Source organism: Xanthocytophaga agilis, assembly GCF_030068605.1.
GTDB lineage: Bacteria > Bacteroidota > Bacteroidia > Cytophagales > 172606-1 > Xanthocytophaga > Xanthocytophaga agilis.
This window is the reverse complement of the sequence record NZ_JASJOU010000030.1, coordinates 1-20,095: the sequence shown is the minus strand read 5'-3', so window position 1 is coordinate 20,095 and position 20,095 is coordinate 1. Positions and strand designations below refer to the sequence as shown.

The window sequence follows — 20,095 nt, the reverse complement described above, 5'->3', positions numbered from 1 at the left end:
GGAATTCTTTTACATCAGATTGGGTTACCCTCTATAATAAAAGACATACCATAATACTAACAAAGACATACCATGCAATTAGGAATAAGTACATTTGGTGAAGTAGCATATGAGAACGTATCCGGCCATGCAGTGAAGGCACATCAACGCATGCAGGAGTTGCTGCTAGAGGCTAAGCTGGCAGATGCAATCGGACTGGACGTATTTGCTGTAGGTGAACATCACCGCTCCGACTTCATTATCTCTGCTCCGGAAGTAACACTGGGAGCCATTGCTGCTGTGACCAAAAATATCCGTTTATCCAGTTCTGTTACCGTGTTGAGTTCTGCCGATCCGGTACGAGTATTTCAGAACTTTGCCACTGTAGACCTTCTTTCCAATGGTCGTGCGGAGATCATGGCAGGTCGTGGCTCTTTTATTGAGTCTTTCCCACTTTTTGGTTATAGCCTGAATGATTATGATGAGTTATTTGCGGAAAAGCTGGAATTGCTGGTACAGATCAACGAAAATGAAAAAATAAGCTGGAAAGGCAAACATCGTGCATCTATTCAAAATCTAGGTGTATATCCGAGACCTTATCAGCAAGCATTACCTATATGGATTGCAGTTGGTGGTACTCCGGCTTCTGCTGTGCGTGCTGGCAAGATGAACCTACCCATGACAGTAGCTATTCTGGGAGGTATGCCAGCTCAGTTTGTTCCATTTGTCAACCTCTATCGGCAGTCAGCAAAAGAAGCAGGACACAATATAGATCAACTACAACTGGCTATTAATTCCCAGTTTTACATTGCTGAAGATTCGCAGACAGCTGCCAGTGAATTTTATCCTTCTTACGAATTGCTCATGAATCGGGTTGGGCGCGAAAGAGGTTGGTCACCTATGACACGTCAGCAATTCGAATTTCTACGTTCTCCAGACGGGCCACTGTTTGTAGGTAGTGTACAGGATATTATCAATAAACTACGTTATCAGCACAAGTTATTTAACAATACCCGATTTCTGGGTCAGATCATTAAAGGAGCATTACCTCATGAAAAGATTCTGCGGTCTATTGAGTTATTAGGAACCGAAGTAGCTCCAGTTATACGAAAAGAGTTAGGTGTTACCTCTGAACTGCAGGAAAAATAAAGAAGTGGTGAGTCTACTTTAATGCATAAATCACTGTCACATTATTAAAAATACGACAGTGATTTATTTGTATAATACACATTATCAACTATATAGTATTCAAGTCCTACTTTTCACTTGTTGCAGCAGGGCAAAATAAATATTCCCAAATCTAACATATATCCCTTTGCTAGCTGAAAATATTTACTTATAATTTATTAGTAAGACAGTAACAAACATATAACCTCCTGCATTGACCACTAAACCATGTATGATTAATTTTATGTACCTTAGCAGCCACTCAGCTATTCTTCATACAGTCAAGGTCCTGCTACACGTAAAGTCTATTTATAAACTAAATGCCCTCCTCTTTTCGTTTATTGGTTCTGAAAAGTAATAAAGACGAGATCGCTACTTTACAATCCATCTTACAACAAAACTTTCCCAACTGGACATACTACATTTTCATGGAAAAGGAAGAGTTATTGCGTTTTCTGGAACAGGAAAATACTGTTTCATTACTTCTTTTGGATAGTGAAATGTCAGAAGGAGAAAGCCTGGATCTTCTCAGGCAATTACGGTTGTTGCAGTCAGGAGAATTACTTCCTATAGTTGGTTTCTGCCCAAATGCCAGTTTAGCTACAACCAATGCACTGATACTGGGTGGTACAACTACATTCTTCCAGAAACCGACTACGACAGAAGCGCTGCTTAATCTTTTGAAAAAGTTACCTGCGTTTACCTAGTGAACTAATAATCAGCTAGTCATTCGGTATGTTCCAACTCTGTTTTTACGGTCATGTCCTGCCGAAGATTAGGCAAAGTAATTGTAAACATAGTCCCTTTACCCCAACGACTCTCCATTTTTAGGGACCCACCCAGTCGGGTTATAATCTGACGTACTATATATAATCCTAACCCTGAACCATCTGATTGTGCAGTTGCTCTAAAAAACATATTAAAAATCTGGCTCTGATATTGATCTTCAATACCAATACCATTGTCTTTAATATGAATAATTGCTTCCCTGGCATTTGTCTGTATCTCAAATCTTACATATGCATGCGACTTGGCAGTATCCTGGTATTTAATAGCATTGGAAAGGAAATTTTTTATAACCGCTCCAATAAACAATTCATCTGACTGAAATACAGCATCTTCATCAATCTCTATCTGCAAATCAATCGTGGTGGCATTTTTCATATACTGTAGTTCACTATAGCTTTCACGAATCAAATCTAAAAAATCGATTGTTTTAGGTTGTATAGTAAGATTGAGTGATTTGGAATGCATCAGTACAGATTGTACAAACTGATCCGCTTTATGTACCCGGTTCTGTATCAGTTCCATGTATGTCTTTATCTGTTCTACGGAAGGAACTTTGTTAACCATCTCCATATCTACTAACTGTAGTAATCCCAATATAGAAGCCAAAGGTGCTCTCAGATCATGTGATACTTTGTATACATAGTTATCCAGTTCGTGATTGCGTTCCTTTAACTCCAGTAGAGTTTGTTCCAATACACGCGTGCGTTCTGCAACCCGATCCTGTAATTCGTTTTTGAGTTGATTTAACTCCTGATTAGTTGCCAGTAAAGTATTGCTATTGACGATTAGTTGTTCATTTGTAGAGGTCAGTTCTTCATTCATAGCTACCATTTCCTCATTAGCGGCCGCCATCTCCTCATTAGCAGCCGCTAATTCTTCATTGGCAGCTCCTAATTCATGATTAAGTCTATGCAATTCCTGAGAGGCATGGTACTTTGCAATCAACTGCCGACGAATCTGCCAGAATGTAAATAACATATAGGTAATAAAACATCCTATGATTATATAAATCACCCATTCTGTATAGTGGCTTTCCTGACGCTGAAGTTGCATGCGTTTTGCTAATAATTGCCGCTCCTCTTCCAGAATAATAGAAACATACAATCTTACTTTATCCATTTGTGGCTTACTAAGTCCAGCGGCCAGATAAAGTTCTACATTCTGAGTGTTTCCTTCTCTCTTATCATTTATACTGCGTTCAATGTCTGCAAGCATTGGCTTTATAATAGATTGTAACGTAGCAATTCGCTTCTGTTGCGTACTATTATCACGGGTCAAAGATGTCAGTTCTATTAGCTTCACAGGCAGAGAATCCATTGCCTGATGATAGGGAGTTAGAAAGTATGTATCTCCACCGAGCAGATATCCCCGTTGACCAATCTGAATATCTTTCAGACATGAAAACATCCTTTCACCAGTCTCAATAACATGATGAGTATGGATCACCCATCCTGTTTGTTCACGATAGGACTGAAAGCGGAAATAAGCAAGCACACCTATTCCCAACACTACTGACAAGGTGATTATCAGAATGATTCGGAATGTATTAGAAAATGCAATCATTCACAATTAGTAGAAAAGCTCAAAACCGATATTCTATTTGGTGCATGTAAATGGTTTGAAAGGCAATAGGACAGCCAAAAATTATTCCGAAAAATAGGTTGGTTATATAGCATTATTGTATATCTATAGGATAGTAACAGCATTCTATAGAGATTCAAGTACGTTAGGCATCAAGTATACAAACTATCTATTACAAAATCCAGCAACATCATATAAATTTGTTTATATAATCCACAGCTAAAACACAATATTTATACCAGACATCTCTTTATCTCATGTGTTACATGTACATATTCTACAGGAATTTGATATTTTTAAAATAGTATCCTAGTACCTATTTTTCATTATTAACTAAGATATCTAATTGAAGATGAGATATCTTATCCTTATACTTTTTTGTATATTATCGAATATTTCTTATGTATCTTCTTTGTCTTCCTGCATCTTCCCACAAAATGAGAAGTAATTTCAATCTAAATTCTTATGACAAATCAGTTAATAAAAGTGCTTGAAATTCGAAACTATCTACTCAAGCCAAATACAATAAATCGTTTTGTAGAATATTTTGATACACACTTTGTAGAAAAAATGCAACAATTAGATGAGTATATACCAGGAGAATTTATAGTAGTAGATCAGCCTGATCAGTTTGTATGGTTAAGAGGATTTTCTGACATGCAAAAACGGTTAACTTTCTTAACGATTTCTACATGACAGGCAATAGTTGGAAAAATTCGGGCCAGGCACTGACGCAATGATGATCAATTCAGATAATGTTCATCTGCTCAGACCTTTATAGATAGGAGATCAACTGTTCAGCACTATTATAGGAATTGATTCAGCCAGTCTTATCACAGTCCACAAGCTAGCTATTATAGATTATTATATTGCCAATACATGCCTTCCAGAATTAATAAAAGTATTCAAACACGCAATGCTTGCCATTTCTTGAGTTGATAGCTAGTAATATACCTTCTCTAAGGTAAGCGAAACTACACCAAATGATTTTCCTAGACTACCCACATTTCAAGACCCTAATCTTTTGGTTTCTATTACATTTTATACTACAGAGAATGACTACCACATTAAAACAGACAATTACAAAAGATCACTTCCCCTATAATTAAAAGAAAGTTACAGGAGATATTTACAATACATAGCCGGCAGGTTTTATTCAAGAGAACTAACCTTTAAAACAAACATCTGTGTATTGGTAAGCATGAGAGCCTAGTTAAAAGATTGTCTGAATTCGAGCGGTGTCACTTTGGTCTTATTCTTGAATAGTTTATTAAAGGACTGCGCATATTCAAATCCTAACTGAAAGGCTATTTCACTAACAGAAAGATTAGTAGTAGCAAGCAATTCCTTCGCTTTGTCAATCAATTTCATATGGATATATTGTAAACTAGTAAGTCCTGTAGCATTTTTTAGCAAATCGCTGAGATGAGTAGGAGATACAGCCAAGTTATCAGCTAAAAACTGTACAGTAGGCAAGCCATTGTGTTCTTTTGACTCGTTAGTAAGGTAGTCGTCTAATAAACTATCGATTCTGGATAAAATATCGTTATGCAGATTTTTTCGGGTGATAAACTGACGATTGTAATACCTGTCTACATGGATTAAGAGTAAATCAATATTAGCCACCATTACATCCTGACTAAACTTATCAATATTGGCATTGTACTCTTGCTCGATAGCCTTCATCAAATCCAGAATGATTTGCTCTTCTTTATCTGAAAGAAACAAAGCTTCATTAGTAGCATATGAAAAGAAACCATACTTATTAATAATTTTTGCCAATGGATAGGCTTGAATAAAATCCGGATGAAAAGTAAGCAGATAGCCTGAAACCACTATATCCTGTATATCTCTAATAGAGAATACTTGTCTGGGACCTGTCAGTGTCATAATGCCTTCATCAAAATCATACATACTCTGCCCATACTTCATTTTTCCGTTACTTCCCTTTTTAATAGCAATTGTGTATAAATTGTTAGTAAAACGTTTCCACATATTGCTTACAGTAAAATTAACATTCTCAAATTTTATAACACTGACCAAGGGATGCATAGGTTTTGGTAATCCGAAAAAACGATGGGCTTCCGCAACCGAATGTATTGTATGTATTTCATTCATCTCTTCATCCATTTTCAAACCAGAGAAATAAAAACAGCTAAAATTAAGCACACTCACTCTTCTAAGTAGATTACTAACTATCATATCCTAATGAGGCAGACAATGAACGCCATTGCTGATACTCTTTCATTCTGGATTCATACAATGTATCCATAAGAGCAACAGCATCTGTACCTGCTACAAATCTTAGCGGAGGATGCGTTTCATCAGCCAGAGTCAATAATGCAGCAGCAAGTTTCACAGGATTACCCGGTTGGGCATTATTTAGTTGTCTAATATACTCACGAACTATTCCTGCTGTTCCCTTATAATCATCAATATTCATTATGGAAGAAACAGAAGATTCCGTGCTCAAAAAACCTGAACGAAATGCACCTGGTTCAATAATAGTAACTTTGATACCCAGTGGCTGTACTTCATGATACAAGCTCTCACTAATACCTTCTACAGCAAACTTTGTTGCACAATATGCTGATGAAGCGGCAAAACCAACCAAACCGCTTGTAGAAGAAATATTGAAGATATGTCCGAACCTTTGTTTACGCATAACTGGTAAAACAGCTCTTGTCACATTAAGCAATCCAAATACATTTGTGTCAAATTGCTTTTTTACTTCTTCATCACTTAATTCTTCCACAGCCCCAAACAATGCATACCCAGCATTATTGACCAATACATCAATTCGCCCAAACCTATCAACTGCTGCTTGTACAGCCTTAGCAGCATCCTCTTCTTTTGTAACATCAAGTCTTAAAGCAAGAAAATTTTCTGAATTGCCAAATGTATTTGTAATTGTTTCTGTATTACGTCCAGTGGCAACTACTTTGTTTCCTGTTGCTAATGCTACTTTTACAATTTCTGCTCCAATACCTCTGGATGCACCTGTGATAAACCAAACTTTGCTCATAGTCAATAATTTTTAGTAGATGATGATGCAAAGTTCATATTCCAATTACATTTAAATGTATCCGGATTTGGTTTTCTTGTATCCATTTTTTAATTCGGAGTGAGAAGTTTAAAAAAGCATTTTCTGGCAAAGTGTAATTTTGGCTCACTAGCCTCCATGGTAAACAAACTTCTCCAATATAGTTAGGTAAATCAGCTAAAGACTCAACTAATAGATTTTAACTATTAAATTATAGAAACAATTGATTGTGATTATATTTTCTAATAGTATACTTTTATAGTCCTGTACTACCACTGTAGTACAAAAGACATTCACCTAATACATAAATCTTAAACTTACAAAGATGGAAAAAGAATCAAATGGTATCGACAAATGTCCATTTCACAATGGTAGCATGAAACAAAATATTGGAGGTGGCGGAACCAGAAACCGTGACTGGTGGCCAAACCAATTAAAACTAAACATTCTGCGCCAGCATTCTTCTCTATCCGATCCAATGGGAGAAAACTTTAATTACGCTGAAGAATTCAAAAGTCTGGATCTGGAAGCGGTAAAACAAGATCTCCACGCACTTATGACTGACTCACAGGACTGGTGGCCAGCAGACTTTGGGCATTACGGACCATTGTTTATTCGTATGGCCTGGCACAGTGCAGGTACTTATCGTGTAACAGATGGACGAGGTGGTGCAGGTGAAGGACAGCAACGTTTTGCACCTCTTAATAGTTGGCCAGACAACGTAAGTCTTGATAAAGCCCGCCGACTTCTCTGGCCTATCAAGCAAAAATATGGTCGCAAACTTTCCTGGGCTGACTTACTGATCCTTACAGGTAATGTAGCTCTTGAATCAATGGGCTTTAAAACATTTGGTTTTGCAGGTGGACGCCCAGATGTATGGGAACCAAGTGAAGATGTATATTGGGGATCTGAAACTACATGGTTAGGTAACGAAAACCGTTATGCTAAAGGGGTAACAGGTGTATCGGATCATGGAGTATTGCCTTCTGATGAAGATGCTGATGGAAACTTTCACTCCCGTAATCTGGAGGAGCCGCTAGCTGCAGCCCATATGGGTCTGATTTATGTGAATCCAGAAGGGCCTGATGGTAATCCTGATCCTATTGCAGCAGCACATGACATACGTGTCACCTTTGGCCGCATGGCGATGAATGACGAAGAAACTGTAGCTCTTATTGCCGGAGGACATACCTTTGGTAAAACTCATGGTGCAGCATCTTCTGAACATGTAGGCAAAGAGCCTGAAGCAGCCGATCTGGAACTGCAAGGCTTTGGTTGGTCAAACAGCTTTGGTTCTGGAAAAGGCGCTCATACCATTACCAGCGGTCTGGAAGTAACCTGGACAATCTCTCCTACTAAGTGGAGTAATAACTTTTTTGAAAACCTGTTTGCATTTGAATGGGAATTAACGAAAAGCCCTGGTGGCGCCCACCAATGGGTGGCCAAAGATGCAGACAGTATTATTCCTGATGCACATGACGGTTCAAAAAAACATCGTCCTACTATGCTCACAACTGATCTCGCATTACGGCTGGATCCAGAGTACGAAAAAATTTCCCGTCGCTTTTTAAGCGATCCTGATGCTTTCGCAGATGCATTTGCCCGGGCATGGTTTAAATTAACACATCGTGATATGGGACCTCGTGCACGCTACTTAGGTCCTGAAGTACCACAGGAAGAGCTGATCTGGCAAGATCCTATCCCAGCTGTTAATCATGCGTTAATAGATGAGAATGATATTGCAGCCCTGAAAGCAAAAGTATTAGCATCTGGATTAACCATATCAGAACTAGTTTCCACAGCATGGGCTTCAGCTTCTACCTTCCGTGGTTCTGATAAGCGTGGTGGTGCAAACGGTGCCCGTATTCGTCTGGCTCCACAAAAAGACTGGCAGGTAAATAATCCGGCACAGTTGCAAAAAGTATTAAGTAAACTGGAGGGTATCCAAAAAGAATTCAATAGTGCACAAACAGGAGATAAAAAAGTTTCTCTGGCAGATTTAATTGTACTGGCAGGTAGTGCTGCAGTTGAAAAAGCAGCACAGGATGCCGGACAGCCAATCACTGTTCCTTTTGCACCAGGTCGTATGGATGCATCACAGGAACAAACAGATGTAGAATCAATCGGTTACCTGGAGCCTCGTGCTGATGGATTCCGAAACTATCGCAAATCAAAATCTTCTGTAGCAACTGAAGCATTATTGATAGATAAGGCACATTTACTTACACTTACGGCACCTGAACTGACAGTGTTAGTAGGTGGTATGCGTGCATTGAACACTAACTTTGATGGCTCCAAACATGGTGTTTTCACTACACGTCCAGGTCAGCTTACGAATGATTTCTTTGTGAACCTGCTCGATATGAGTACTGAATGGAAAGCCATCTCCGAAGATAAGGAACTGTATATAGGGAACAGTCGTGCTACTGGTCAGCCGAAGTGGACTGCCACCCGTGCAGATCTGGTATTCGGCTCTAACTCTGAACTGAGAGCTATCGCCGAAGTATACGGAAGTGCAGACGCTCAAGGTAAGTTTGTAAAAGACTTTGTTGCAGCCTGGACTAAAGTGATGTATCTGGACAGATTTGACTTGGCCTAATTGTAAATCAAATTTGTGATCCATTATTAATGAATAATAACCAAAAGGGGGTATCGTGATTTGATGCCCCTTTTTTATTGCCTTCCTTAAAACCAGCATTTGAACTATCTTACACGCATAACACATTATCTTTCTCGCAAAAAATGATTCTGAACAACTTTACTTAGAAAGATTTTTGTATCAATACATCTGAATGATAACTGTTCAGAAAGATCTGAGAATAATGGAACACCTCCACCCAATAGATAAGGAATAAGCGTGATTGTCATTTCATCAATCAGATCTTCTTTTAAGAAGCTTTGAATTGTTACTCCACCATCAATGTATAGGGTATAAAATCCTCTTCTATGAATTTCACCTAAAACCTCTCTCAATTCTCCCTTCACTAACGACACTTTATCCTTATATTTATTAGGGACACTTACCATACTGTTACTTAAAACAAAAACAGGCTTTTGATAAGGCCACTCTATATCAAATCCACAAACTACTTCAAACGTTTTACGTCCCATTACAATCGCATCAATACGAGACATAAATTCACTGTATCCCATGCCTTCGTTGTCTGGATTAGGGACTGAATGAAGCCAATCTATTCCACCATCTTTGTCTGCAATATATCCATCTATACTTGTGGCAATAAATACAAGATTTCTTTTATTCATAACAATCCTCTTTAAAATTGAAGTATAAAAATATCAATAAGTAACTCTGCAACAAGTTACAACAAAACCTATAACAGGTGTATATTCCTCAAATGGATAGAAAGATTATTGAGATTATATCAGAAAATCATGCAACCTATCTTATTCAAATTGCATCCTCTTAGTACCTAACCTTGACTTTCACATTTTATAATCGACCAATAATAGCCATACTTTATGAAACCTATATGTTTTGCTGTCTTGATTTTACTATTTGTAAACTGCCAGGCACAGCAAGTAAATAATTCACTCGTTGAAGAGTTAAAAGCCAAAATAGCCAGCAAAATATACCCTAAGATTGATGCTATTGTAGTTGAACATGGCGATAAGATTATTATAGAGGAATATTTTAATGAATTTAAAAAAGACAGTCAACACGACATGCGCTCATCTTTTAAATCCATAACAAGTCTTTTGGCAGGAATTGCCATCGACAAAAAACTAATTTCACTTGATGACAAACTAGGGCGTTTTTTTCCTGAACTTAAAAACGAAGCCAAACGCAATATCAGTGTTCGAAATCTATTAGAAATGCGCTCAGGATTAAACTGCGAAGAGTTTTATGGTATGGGACCGGAATGCGAAGAGGAAATGTCTAAAACCGAAGATTGGGTATCCTACTGCCTGGGAGTTGACTTAGTTAGAGAGCCAGGACTAAACTGGTCTTATAATTCCAATGAACCCATGCTTGTAGGAGAAATCATAGCAAGGGCTAGTGGAATGACCGTTATGGAATTTGCAAAAGTAAATCTTTTTCAACCTTTAGGAATCAATGATTATAAATGGACCATATCACCCAAAGGCCAAGGTATGACCGCAGGCTCCTTTTACATGAAGCCTACAGACATGCTCAAAATCATATATTTGGTCCAAAACAATGGGAATTGGAAAGGCAAACAGATTATAAGCACAGACTGGATAAAGCTATCTACAAATTGCCACATTATCATTGATTTTTCATTTACCCGCTATTCCAGAATCCCAAACGCAAAATATGAAAGTGCACGTTATGGGTTCTTCTGGTACAGAGAGAATTTGAAATACAAAGATATCAATACGGAAATCTTATTTGCTTCTGGAAATGGTGGACAATATATGATGTTGCTTCCAGAATATAATCTAACAATGGTGTTTACAGGTAGCAATTATGGCAACTGGAGAGGTAAGCTTCCTTTCGAGATAATCCTGAAATATATTATTCCTGCAATTAAACAAGAAAACAAGTAACAAGGTTGCTCTTTTGAACCATATATACAACGACCCTTGTCTGCTGCTGGAACGTATATACTATTTATTTTTTTGTTATTTTCAAACCAGAAATAGTACTGTTAGAATTTCTCCATAAAACAAATATTGCTTTTAAAGAAGGGTATAAAAAAAGCTCTGAAAACAATGTCTTCAGAGCTTTTTTAGTGATCCCGCTGGGATTCGAACCCAGGACCCATACATTAAAAGTGTATTGCTCTACCAGCTGAGCTACGGAATCTGGCACTTTCTTTCAAGCACTTTCTTTCAAATAGACTACATTATTATTTATAGCCCAAATGCAATTCTTAGATTCTTAACAAACCAATGACGTACTACTTCCCCAGTTCAAGTAACACTTGAATCAGATAAACTAAAAAACCTGCGTCTTTTGCAGGCTCCAGGCAACTTTACTTGTGATCCCGCTGGGATTCGAACCCAGGACCCATACATTAAAAGTGTATTGCTCTACCAGCTGAGCTACGGAATCTTTTACTTTTTTACTTTTTTTCTTACCCCTTTTCCGTAAATTGCGGTGCAAAGGTATGAACTCCAGAAACACAATGCAAGCATCTCTCACAAAAAAAATCACACTTATTTGTATTGCGCTGATTATAAGCCATATATTTCCTCAAAAAGCATTAGCTGTCTCTAGTATCCAACAAGGTGACTCCCTTTTTGCAAAAAAAAACTACACTCAAGCCTTAGCTATCTATGAAGATATCATGCAAAAACAACAGGAAGTATCTTCCGCAATGTTGTTAAAGATGGCATTTATTACAGAAAGTCTTGGAGACTATACCCGAAGTTTGCACTATCTTAACTTGTACTACCAGCGTCACCCTAGTCAGCAGGCAGCTATAAAAATGAACGAAATAGCCATGCGCAATAACCTAATAGGATATGACTACAGTGACTGGGATTTCTTTCTGATTTTCTACCAGCGTTATTATTTGTTTGTGGTACTTGGTTTAAGTCTGCTTAGCCTCTGGATGCTGGCTGGGATGATTCGCAAAAAAATAAGAGGCACATTTGTCGCAGGTCGACATGGACTGGCACTAATCTTTTTTCTAGGAGCGATTCTAGCCATTTTTAATCTACAATTTAATAACCGCAAGGCTATTGTATCTGAAGACTATTCATACCTGATGAATGCACCATCTGCTGGAGCCAGGCTGGTTCGGGTTATTCGTAAGGGACATCGTGTCAATGTTCAAGGCGAACAGGATATCTGGATACGGACTGAGTGGGCTGGCAAGCCAGCGTTTATACGCAAGCAGAATGTGTGGTTGATAGAGTAAGAATACAGGAAAGCAACTTTTCTACCTTCCTGTATCTACAGGTTCTTTATCAGGAACGACGTTTCTGAAAGTATGCCTCAACATCAGTCAAAGACAGTGCATTAAATGTCATCGAAGTCAACAATCCCCCTTTACGGGCAGAATGCACTCCATAAGCCATATCATGCAATCCAGCAGTTTCATGTGCATCAGGGTTGATGCTTATCATCACTCCCTTTTCCATGCAATATGGTACCCAATGCCAGTCAATGTCCAGTCGCCAGGGATTTGCATTGATCTCAATAATCACACCATTGGCAGCACATGCATCAATCACTTTCTTATGGTCAATCGGGTAGCCTTCACGACGTAGAAGCAATCGTCCGGTAGGATGCCCCAATATAGTTGTATAGGGGTTTTCAATAGCCTTAATCAGTCTCTGAGTTGCTTTATCCTCATCCATACGAAGATTAGAGTGAATGGATGCCACAATGAAATCAAAAGTCTTCAGCACACTTTGATCATAATCCAGCGACCCATCATTCAGAATGTCTGACTCGATTCCTTTAAAGATCCGGAATGGAGCTAATTTTTCATTCAACACATCAATTTCAGTCTGCTGACGTGCTACACGATCTTCCTGTAATCCATTGGCGTAAAAAGCGGATTTGGAGTGATCTGAAATACCAAGATATTCATATCCCATAGACTGACAATAGGTTGCCATCTCTTCAAGTGTATGTTTTCCATCACTGTATGTACTATGATTATGTAAAGTTCCCTTTAGGTTCTTCAACTCAACAATCTCTTCTGCAGCATGAGTCTTCATCCAGGTAAACTCATCCAATCCTTCTCTCATTTCTGGAATAATATAAGGCAATCCAGCTTTTTCATAAATCTGTTTCTCATCTGTATAAGAATTTCCTACAGCAACCTGAAATAATGTTTTACCTAGTTCTGTAATATGTGCTGAGTGCTCAGGAGTGGCTGAGTATACAAATGTAATGCTTACAAATGCAGTTGGTTTCACAAAAAGTATTTCTATGGGTAATCCGCTGGCAGCCAGGTGTCCCCGCCATGCAAAAGGTCCTGAATTGCTGGATTTTTCCAGTTCGGGTAACTGATCTAACTTTTGTTCAACACTGGCAGGTGAATCCGTCGCCACTACCAATTGTATCTTTTCAACCACATCACTCTTTCTGGCCATCTGTCCGGTTAGCTGTGCTGTTATATTCCAATCACTGAATGTCTTTAGCAGAAAAGCTACGGATGTTTCGGCATCAGCATAATGCATCTTACCTGTATTGGCTTGTTGAAAAAGCAATGCTTGCCTGATATTCTCCTGTGTTTTCTCACCAAATCCTTTCAAAGTGGCTACTTTGTTTTCTTCACAAGCCTGAAGAAGGGCATCTGTGGTCTCTATTCCGAGATCTTTCCACAATATTTTCACTTTTTTTGGCCCCAACCCTTTGATATTCAATATATCAATTATTCCCTCAGGAGTTTGAGCAAGCAGATTTTGTAACTCTGGAAAGGTTCCTTCCGTATTCAGTAGAAATATTTTATCAGCAATGCTTTTACCTATCCCTTCAATGTGGGTCAGTTGTTCAACAGAGAGTGCGCCTAAAGGTTGGCTTACTTTTTCAAGAGCCAGAATCGCATTGGTGTATGACCGTATTTTAAATGGATTTTCGTCATATAGTTCAAACAATTTGGTAGTAAGTTCAAACAACCGGATAATTTCATTGTTTTCCATTTGTATTTATTTTTAGATTCAGATACCAAAAAGAAGATTGGCAGTAAGTTAAGTAATGGTTATGAATCATTTCAGACAAACCCTATCCTATTTTCCCTTAAAAATAAGGCAGAAGAAGATTTCTGCACACTGTTTTCCAATAAGAAAATAGAAATCAGATACAGTGTTATGGATCTGTTTTTACATGCCTATAATCTATACTTGTAACTACCTCAAATCTATACATAATAATTTTCACATTTAACATCTTCGTTTTTATGAAACGTCTTTCACTCATTGTACTATTGACATTGATTTCACTTGTTGCCTATTCACAGACTAAACCCAAAAGTAAAACAAAGAAATCCAAAACAACAGCTTCAACATCCAAGAGTACCTCTTCTGCCAAGACTACTACATCTACCGGATCTGCATCAGTTAATAATACAGCTCTCTATCAAAAATGGGTAAACTCCTTTGAAGATGAAAAAGGAGATGGGATAGAAGTTTACCGCCCGGAAGGATATGCGTTCCCTCCTGCCCGTGGACGCAAAGCTATTAAATTTCAAAAAGAGGGTATGGTAGTCCGGTTTGATATTGGACCCGCAGATGGACAGAAGATAGTAATGGGTCAGTGGGAACGAACTAAGTTTGGTAATACTATGAAAGTAACAGTACAAGGTGCTGAAAGTGGCGTATACTTTCTTGAAGTTATTTCTGTAAGTAAAGATATACTGAAAGTAAAACGCAAATCAGAGATCTGATAATTTCCCATCCTATTGATATCATCCAACAAAATCACGCAGATCTGGCTTTTTTGCATAGATTTGCGTGATTTTGTTTTTGCAATCCATTATACAACCTTTATTCTTAGCATGAACTATTGGCTCGTCAAATCCGAACCTGTCAAATATCCTTGGGAAAAATTTGAAAAAGATAAGCGGACTTTTTGGGATGGAGTACGCAACTATCAGGCACGCAATAACTTGCAAGCCATGAAAATAGATGATCGAGTACTATTTTACCATAGCAATGAGGGGAAAGAAATAGTAGGCATTGCCAAAGTAGTACGTGAAGCCTACCAAGATCCAACTACAGAGGACCCAGCATGGGTAGTAGTAGATCTGGAACCAGAACAAAAATTAGATAAACCTGTTACGCTTGAGCAGATAAAAAAAGATGATCGCCTCAACCAGATTGGATTGATTCGTCAAAGTCGCTTATCTGTCATGCTTGTTAAGGCTGAAGAGTTTGACATAATTGTAGGTTTAGGAAGTAAAGAATGAAAAAAATATAGATATTTGCAGATAAATCCAGACTGGACATGACTTTTAGCTGGATTTATTTCTTATTCTGACTCCTCTGACACGATTTTTGCTTTAAATTCGTTAGTATCTTACAAGATAAAAAATCGTTCCTATCACCTATGAAGAAATCGTTTGTTATAATTTTTCTCACATTCTGTGTGGTTGTAAGCTATGCCCAAAGCGGACGCAGAGTAGAGATACAAGCCCGTACAAAAGCAGAAAATATGCACATTGTCCCAGTTGAGTCAGAAGGAGTTGTGCTATTTTCAGAAGTTGATCGTGGCAAGTATGTATTTACCCGGTATAACACAGATCTGCAACAGGATTGGTCAGTAGATTGTCTGGTAAATCCTTCACTGGACTTAACCCGATATGTTTACAGAAACAAAGCTTTATATCTTCTGTTCAGTCGTTACAAAACGCCTATCTATCAGGTAGTAAAACTAAATGTACGTGCCGGATTTGCAGCTAAATATGAGTTTAGCTCAATAGACCGTCTGGATATTATTGACTTTGATGCTATTGACAATAACATCTTTATGGCAGGCAAAACCCGTAATGAGCCTGTGTTGGTACGTATTAACCTACTTGAACGCCAAACCAAGGTATTACCAACAGCATTCCGGGCACGCACTGATCTGCAATCCATAGAGGCAGATAGTCTGCATGGAGTTATCAATGCTGTATTTGTTACCACTAAAGGCAAGGATAAAAATGTTTTTATCAAAACATATTCTCCAGAAGGTAATGTTCTTCATAATGTAACTCTTACAGCAGATAAAGAAATTCGATATGACTTATTGGGAGGAAAAGTTTCCAATCTTGATAGTACCAACCAGCTGGTCATAGGCACTTTTGGTACGCAAGGACCCGTATATAGCAGGACTTCAACCTATAACTATTGGGGTATGGGGCAGGGCTCTGTCTTTACAGGTACAGCTGATTACTCGCAAGGACTGTATATCACCAAATTACAAGAAGGCCAGGAAAAGTTTACCCGATATTATAGCTTTACGGACTTCAAAAACTTTTTCAAATTCATGAGTGGACGTCAGCAGGAAAAGATGGCGGCCCGAATTGAAAAACAGAAAAAGAAAGGAAAAGATCTGAAATTGCAGTATCGCTTGCTGGTACACGATATCATTCAGCGAAACAATCAATATATCATGATTGCCGAGGCATATTATCCGGAATATCGGAATAGCAATAGTGGATTTGGCTCACCTATGGTAGGTGGATTTGGAATGGGAGGGTTCGGTATCGGGTTTGGGAGTCCATGGTCTTACGGCCCTTATTCCGGGTATCGTAGCTATCCTGTATTTGATGGATATGTGTATACCCATGCAGTCATTGCAGGCTTTGATTTACAAGGTAATCTACTCTGGGATAATAGCTTTGAAATTAATGATGTCAAAACCTTTGTATTAAAAGAGAAGGTTAAAGTTAATTTTGATAGTAATGATCAGGTTACTCTTGCCTACAATCAGGGGGGAAAGCTTCGGACTAAGGTGATTCGTGGTACTGAAGTAGTGGAAGGAAAAGAGTCTGTACAGTTAAGTACGGAATATACAGGAGATAAAATAAAAAGATCTCTTACCGATGACATTGAGTACTGGTATGGAAATCACTTCCTTGCCTGGGGATATCAACGTATCAGAAACGACGAAAATGCGCAAGCACGAGGCCGCAGGGAAGTCTTTTATCTGGAAAAAGTTGATTTATAATAGTCCAGATTATTCAGCTATTTGCTACCCGTGAGCTTATCTCACGGGTTTTTTATTGTACATACTATCTGACAGCACGATTTTTTATACTATTCGAACAAAATGCCCCGAAAAGTATTTTCATTTGTACATATTTGATTTTTGTTTTATCCACTATTCATGAAGAGCCATATTACAGCCATAGGTACAGCTGTTCCACCTTATCAGATTACTCAATTACAGGTAGCCGATTTTATGTCCAATGCTCTGGAAATAGATTCGGAAGCATCCCGACGGTTACGGGCATTGTATCGTGCTACAGGGATACATACACGACACACTGTTCTGTCAGATTACACACATACCTCTGGCGAGTTTGAATTTTATGGTAATAATCCTGGGATGGAACCATTCCCCGCCATTGACCAGCGAATGGAATTATATCGCAAAAATGCAACACCACTATGTATTCAAGCCATTGAAAACTGTTTTGAACAAATGCCTGGCTTTGCGAAAGAACGTGTCACACATTTGATTACAGTTAGTTGCACAGGCATGTATGCACCCGGTGTTGATATTGAAATTGTGGAACAAGTTGGCTTACCTACCAATGTACAACGGACTGCCATAAACTTCATGGGATGTTATGCTGCATTTCCAGCTCTGAAAACAGCAGACCATATCTGCAGGGCTAATCCAGACGCGGTAGTGCTGATTGTATGTGTAGAGTTATGCAGCATTCATTTTCAAAAACATAATACGGATGATCATTTGCTGGCGAATGCTTTGTTTGCAGATGGTGCAGCAGCAGTACTGGTACAATCTACTCCAACTCCTGGATCCTTATATATGGAATCCTTCTATGGAGATCTCATTTCGGTAGGTAAAAAAGATATGGCATGGCATATTTCCAACTTTGGGTTTGAAATGACTTTATCTGCCTATGTACCTGATCTGATTGAACAAGGTATTCAGGTTCTTACTGAAAATCTTTTCCGAAATCTCACTGTCTCATTAGAAAATATTTCACTCTTTGCCATCCATCCAGGAGGAAAACGAATTCTTGAAGTTATAGAGAAGCAACTCGCATTGTCACCTGAAGATAATTACCACGCCTATGAGATACTTCGTAACTATGGGAATATGTCATCTCCAACTGTCTTATTTGTACTTCAGTCTATTCAAAGAACATTAGAGCTTGCAGACAAAGGCAAGCGGATACTAAGTTTTGCATTTGGCCCTGGCCTAACCTTGGAATCAATGTTGTTACAGGTACACTAATCTCTTGAGCAGACAGCTGTATGTGTCAAAAATTCACTAAAGAATAGTCTGTTAGTATACGAAATAGAGCTACTATACTTATTTTATTTATGTAAGGAGATGACTTATGAAAACACGCAGTTATGAGAAAGAGATCATGGACGAGTTTAGTACGGGTGGGGAAGTTATGGACCAGACTCTTCGGGAACTCAGGTTTATCAACAAGTGGCTGGGAGGTAATAAAGTAACTCTGCAAGGTCTTACAAAATTGTTTCAGCATTATAATACATCGAGTAAAACGCTACAAATAGCAGACCTCGGATGTGGGGGTGGCGACATGCTTATATGTATGTCTCAATGGGTAAGAAAACGGCAACAACCTGTTCAGTTTACAGGCATCGACGCCAATGAGTATATTGTCGGGTATGCCCAGAAACACACATTTCCTTATCCAGAAATATCCTATCTCAATCTGGATGTCTTCTCTGATGACTTTAGGCAGCTATCGTATGATATTGTCACGGGTACTTTGTTTTGTCATCATTTTACAGATGAACAACTCATTTCACTTTTTCGTAACCTCAAACAACAGGTTCGCGTAGGAATAGTGATCAACGATCTGCATCGCCACTGGTTTGCCTATCACTCTATTAAATGGCTGACCCGATGGTTTTCACGATCCGAGATGGTCAGATATGATGCAAAGTTATCCGTTAAGAGGGGGTTTCTTCGCTCTGACTGGGAAAGGATCCTGAATCAGGCAGGTATCAAAAAATATGAATTAACCTGGTGCTGGGCTTTTCGCTGGCGATTGGTTATTTTTGCCTGACATATATGGTAGTATACAAAGCGATCTATTCTATTATTTTCTTTTATTCTTCTAGACCTATGAAAAAAGCAGCACTTGGATTATTTATTTTCACTCTCCTTTCATTTGCGTTTACAACACCTAAACAGATAACAACTACAGCTTTACGTGTGACTGTTCTGGATGATGCAGGAAATATTCAGGAAGGAGCTAAAGTAACATTATATAAAACACAGGAAGACTTTGAAAAAGAACAAAATCCTGTTTCGGCAGCTCAGACTACCAGTAATAAAGGGTTTGTTATCTTTAGAAGTCTGGAACCAAAGATTTACTATGTTTCTGTTAGCAAAGGCGATCTGGATAATTCAGGCGGTTCTACACAAACCCAAGAATTAAAATCAGGAGCAGTAAACAAAGTAAATATCATTATTGAATAATGATATTTACTTTGTTAAAAGAAAGACGCCCTGTATGATTATATATAGGGCGTCTTTCTTTTATTGAATATATTTATTAAATACTCCTTACTTGATAATAAGTTTCTGATGAGACACTTGTTTGTCAGTGGTGATCTGCATTAGATAAGCTCCTGCTGATAAACCACTTACCGGTAACAAAGTCTCTCCACCACCTACTTCCAACTCCATACTCTTCACACATACACCCTGAATCGTATACAGATTCAACACCGCCTTTCCACTGTAATCTGTATGTAAATACAAACTCTGACCATCTGACGGATTGGGATACAAAGCAAAGTTATATCCTCCACTGCTCTGACCTATCTTCACAGTCACTACTTTTGAATACGAACCATTCCCATCTCTGTCTATCTGATTCAACCGATAATAATTTACTCCTGATAGTGGTGAACTATCCAAAAATGAATATGTTA

At 38.4% G+C, this 20,095-nt stretch carries 18 protein-coding genes and 2 tRNA genes; 12 read left to right on the top strand and 8 right to left on the bottom strand.

Annotated elements, in window-relative coordinates:
- Window positions 1-72 precede the first annotated feature (72 nt).
- Window positions 73-1,128 carry an Atu2307/SP_0267 family LLM class monooxygenase gene (locus QNI22_RS39610; RefSeq protein ID WP_314520130.1) on the top strand — a complete coding sequence of 352 codons (1,056 nt, stop codon included), beginning with the start codon at window positions 73-75 and terminating at the stop codon, window positions 1,126-1,128.
- A gap of 338 nt (window positions 1,129-1,466) precedes the next feature.
- On the top strand, window positions 1,467-1,853 hold the full coding sequence (locus QNI22_RS39605; protein WP_314520129.1) for a hypothetical protein: 387 nt from the start codon (window positions 1,467-1,469) through the stop codon (window positions 1,851-1,853).
- 19 nt (window positions 1,854-1,872) lie between these two features.
- Here the strand turns inward: QNI22_RS39605 and QNI22_RS39600 are convergent, their stop codons facing one another.
- Window positions 1,873-3,498 carry a sensor histidine kinase gene (locus tag QNI22_RS39600; protein ID WP_314520128.1) on the bottom strand — a complete coding sequence of 542 codons (1,626 nt, stop codon included), beginning with the start codon at window positions 3,496-3,498 and terminating at the stop codon, window positions 1,873-1,875.
- A gap of 483 nt (window positions 3,499-3,981) precedes the next feature.
- On the opposite strand from QNI22_RS39600, the gene QNI22_RS39595 reads away from it, so the two are divergent.
- The gene (locus QNI22_RS39595; RefSeq protein WP_314520127.1) at window positions 3,982-4,212 is read left to right on the top strand and encodes a hypothetical protein; all 231 of its coding nucleotides are present in this window, start codon (window positions 3,982-3,984) and stop codon (window positions 4,210-4,212) included.
- Between the two features lie 513 nt (window positions 4,213-4,725).
- On the opposite strand, the gene QNI22_RS39590 is transcribed toward QNI22_RS39595, so the two are convergent.
- Window positions 4,726-5,634 carry a helix-turn-helix domain-containing protein gene (locus tag QNI22_RS39590; RefSeq protein ID WP_314520125.1) on the bottom strand — a complete coding sequence of 303 codons (909 nt, stop codon included), beginning with the start codon at window positions 5,632-5,634 and terminating at the stop codon, window positions 4,726-4,728.
- Between the two features lie 73 nt (window positions 5,635-5,707).
- Entirely contained in the window at window positions 5,708-6,541 is an 834-nt protein-coding gene (locus QNI22_RS39585) for an oxidoreductase (protein WP_314520124.1), read from the bottom strand.
- Window positions 6,542-6,884: 343 nt separating this feature from the next.
- Here QNI22_RS39585 and katG point away from each other — a divergent pair, with 343 nt between their 5' ends.
- Entirely contained in the window at window positions 6,885-9,158 is a 2,274-nt protein-coding gene (katG, locus tag QNI22_RS39580; RefSeq protein ID WP_314520123.1) for a catalase/peroxidase HPI, read from the top strand.
- 125 nt (window positions 9,159-9,283) lie between these two features.
- Here the strand turns inward: katG and QNI22_RS39575 are convergent, their stop codons facing one another.
- Window positions 9,284-9,823, bottom strand: a complete 540-nt coding sequence (locus tag QNI22_RS39575) for a dihydrofolate reductase family protein (RefSeq protein WP_314520122.1) — start codon at window positions 9,821-9,823, stop codon at window positions 9,284-9,286.
- Between the two features lie 216 nt (window positions 9,824-10,039).
- Here QNI22_RS39575 and QNI22_RS39570 point away from each other — a divergent pair, with 216 nt between their 5' ends.
- Window positions 10,040-11,089, top strand: a complete 1,050-nt coding sequence (locus tag QNI22_RS39570) for a serine hydrolase domain-containing protein (RefSeq protein WP_314520120.1) — start codon at window positions 10,040-10,042, stop codon at window positions 11,087-11,089.
- A gap of 186 nt (window positions 11,090-11,275) precedes the next feature.
- Here the strand turns inward: QNI22_RS39570 and QNI22_RS39565 are convergent.
- Both QNI22_RS39565 and QNI22_RS39560 read right to left on the bottom strand, forming a co-directional pair.
- Window positions 11,276-11,348, bottom strand: a tRNA-Lys gene (locus QNI22_RS39565).
- Window positions 11,349-11,524: 176 nt separating this feature from the next.
- Window positions 11,525-11,597 (bottom strand) — tRNA-Lys (locus tag QNI22_RS39560).
- Window positions 11,598-11,670: 73 nt separating this feature from the next.
- Between QNI22_RS39560 and QNI22_RS39555 the strand changes: the two genes are divergently transcribed.
- Window positions 11,671-12,408 (top strand): tetratricopeptide repeat protein, encoded by a 738-nt coding sequence (locus QNI22_RS39555; RefSeq protein WP_314520119.1) that lies wholly within the window; start codon window positions 11,671-11,673, stop codon window positions 12,406-12,408.
- Window positions 12,409-12,457: 49 nt separating this feature from the next.
- On the opposite strand, the gene polX is transcribed toward QNI22_RS39555, so the two are convergent.
- Complete coding sequence (gene polX, locus QNI22_RS39550) at window positions 12,458-14,143, bottom strand: DNA polymerase/3'-5' exonuclease PolX (protein ID WP_314520117.1); 1,686 nt, start codon at window positions 14,141-14,143, stop codon at window positions 12,458-12,460.
- Between the two features lie 257 nt (window positions 14,144-14,400).
- Between polX and QNI22_RS39545 the strand changes: the two genes are divergently transcribed.
- From QNI22_RS39545 to QNI22_RS39520, 6 genes are all read left to right on the top strand, one after another.
- Complete coding sequence (locus tag QNI22_RS39545; protein WP_314520114.1) at window positions 14,401-14,886, top strand: hypothetical protein; 486 nt, start codon at window positions 14,401-14,403, stop codon at window positions 14,884-14,886.
- Between the two features lie 111 nt (window positions 14,887-14,997).
- Window positions 14,998-15,408, top strand: a complete 411-nt coding sequence (locus QNI22_RS39540; protein WP_314520113.1) for an EVE domain-containing protein — start codon at window positions 14,998-15,000, stop codon at window positions 15,406-15,408.
- 140 nt (window positions 15,409-15,548) lie between these two features.
- Window positions 15,549-17,153, top strand: a complete 1,605-nt coding sequence (locus QNI22_RS39535) for a hypothetical protein (RefSeq protein ID WP_314520111.1) — start codon at window positions 15,549-15,551, stop codon at window positions 17,151-17,153.
- A gap of 159 nt (window positions 17,154-17,312) precedes the next feature.
- Window positions 17,313-18,413: a type III polyketide synthase gene (locus QNI22_RS39530; RefSeq protein ID WP_314520109.1), complete on the top strand. Its 1,101-nt coding sequence runs from the start codon at window positions 17,313-17,315 to the stop codon at window positions 18,411-18,413.
- 106 nt (window positions 18,414-18,519) lie between these two features.
- Window positions 18,520-19,221 (top strand): methyltransferase domain-containing protein, encoded by a 702-nt coding sequence (locus QNI22_RS39525; protein WP_314520107.1) that lies wholly within the window; start codon window positions 18,520-18,522, stop codon window positions 19,219-19,221.
- A gap of 59 nt (window positions 19,222-19,280) precedes the next feature.
- Complete coding sequence (locus QNI22_RS39520) at window positions 19,281-19,637, top strand: carboxypeptidase regulatory-like domain-containing protein (RefSeq protein ID WP_314520104.1); 357 nt, start codon at window positions 19,281-19,283, stop codon at window positions 19,635-19,637.
- An 87-nt stretch (window positions 19,638-19,724) separates the two neighbouring features.
- On the opposite strand, the gene QNI22_RS39515 is transcribed toward QNI22_RS39520, so the two are convergent.
- Window positions 19,725-20,095, bottom strand: a 371-nt coding sequence (locus tag QNI22_RS39515; RefSeq protein ID WP_314520102.1) for a T9SS type A sorting domain-containing protein, incomplete at its 5' end; no start/stop codon positions are given.

What these genes read in the sequence shown, in the direction of transcription:
- QNI22_RS39610 (WP_314520130.1), top strand. Translation starts at nt 73, where the DNA reads ATGCAATTAGGAATAAGTACATTTGGTGAAGTAGCATATGAGAACGTA.
- QNI22_RS39605 (WP_314520129.1), top strand. Translation starts at nt 1,467, where the DNA reads ATGCCCTCCTCTTTTCGTTTATTGGTTCTGAAAAGTAATAAAGACGAG.
- QNI22_RS39600 (WP_314520128.1), bottom strand. Translation starts at nt 3,498, where the DNA reads ATGATTGCATTTTCTAATACATTCCGAATCATTCTGATAATCACCTTG.
- QNI22_RS39595 (WP_314520127.1), top strand. Translation starts at nt 3,982, where the DNA reads ATGACAAATCAGTTAATAAAAGTGCTTGAAATTCGAAACTATCTACTC.
- QNI22_RS39590 (WP_314520125.1), bottom strand. Translation starts at nt 5,634, where the DNA reads ATGAATGAAATACATACAATACATTCGGTTGCGGAAGCCCATCGTTTT.
- QNI22_RS39585 (WP_314520124.1), bottom strand. Translation starts at nt 6,541, where the DNA reads ATGAGCAAAGTTTGGTTTATCACAGGTGCATCCAGAGGTATTGGAGCA.
- katG (WP_314520123.1), top strand. Translation starts at nt 6,885, where the DNA reads ATGGAAAAAGAATCAAATGGTATCGACAAATGTCCATTTCACAATGGT.
- QNI22_RS39575 (WP_314520122.1), bottom strand. Translation starts at nt 9,823, where the DNA reads ATGAATAAAAGAAATCTTGTATTTATTGCCACAAGTATAGATGGATAT.
- QNI22_RS39570 (WP_314520120.1), top strand. Translation starts at nt 10,040, where the DNA reads ATGAAACCTATATGTTTTGCTGTCTTGATTTTACTATTTGTAAACTGC.
- QNI22_RS39555 (WP_314520119.1), top strand. Translation starts at nt 11,671, where the DNA reads ATGCAAGCATCTCTCACAAAAAAAATCACACTTATTTGTATTGCGCTG.
- polX (WP_314520117.1), bottom strand. Translation starts at nt 14,143, where the DNA reads ATGGAAAACAATGAAATTATCCGGTTGTTTGAACTTACTACCAAATTG.
- QNI22_RS39545 (WP_314520114.1), top strand. Translation starts at nt 14,401, where the DNA reads ATGAAACGTCTTTCACTCATTGTACTATTGACATTGATTTCACTTGTT.
- QNI22_RS39540 (WP_314520113.1), top strand. Translation starts at nt 14,998, where the DNA reads ATGAACTATTGGCTCGTCAAATCCGAACCTGTCAAATATCCTTGGGAA.
- QNI22_RS39535 (WP_314520111.1), top strand. Translation starts at nt 15,549, where the DNA reads ATGAAGAAATCGTTTGTTATAATTTTTCTCACATTCTGTGTGGTTGTA.
- QNI22_RS39530 (WP_314520109.1), top strand. Translation starts at nt 17,313, where the DNA reads ATGAAGAGCCATATTACAGCCATAGGTACAGCTGTTCCACCTTATCAG.
- QNI22_RS39525 (WP_314520107.1), top strand. Translation starts at nt 18,520, where the DNA reads ATGAAAACACGCAGTTATGAGAAAGAGATCATGGACGAGTTTAGTACG.
- QNI22_RS39520 (WP_314520104.1), top strand. Translation starts at nt 19,281, where the DNA reads ATGAAAAAAGCAGCACTTGGATTATTTATTTTCACTCTCCTTTCATTT.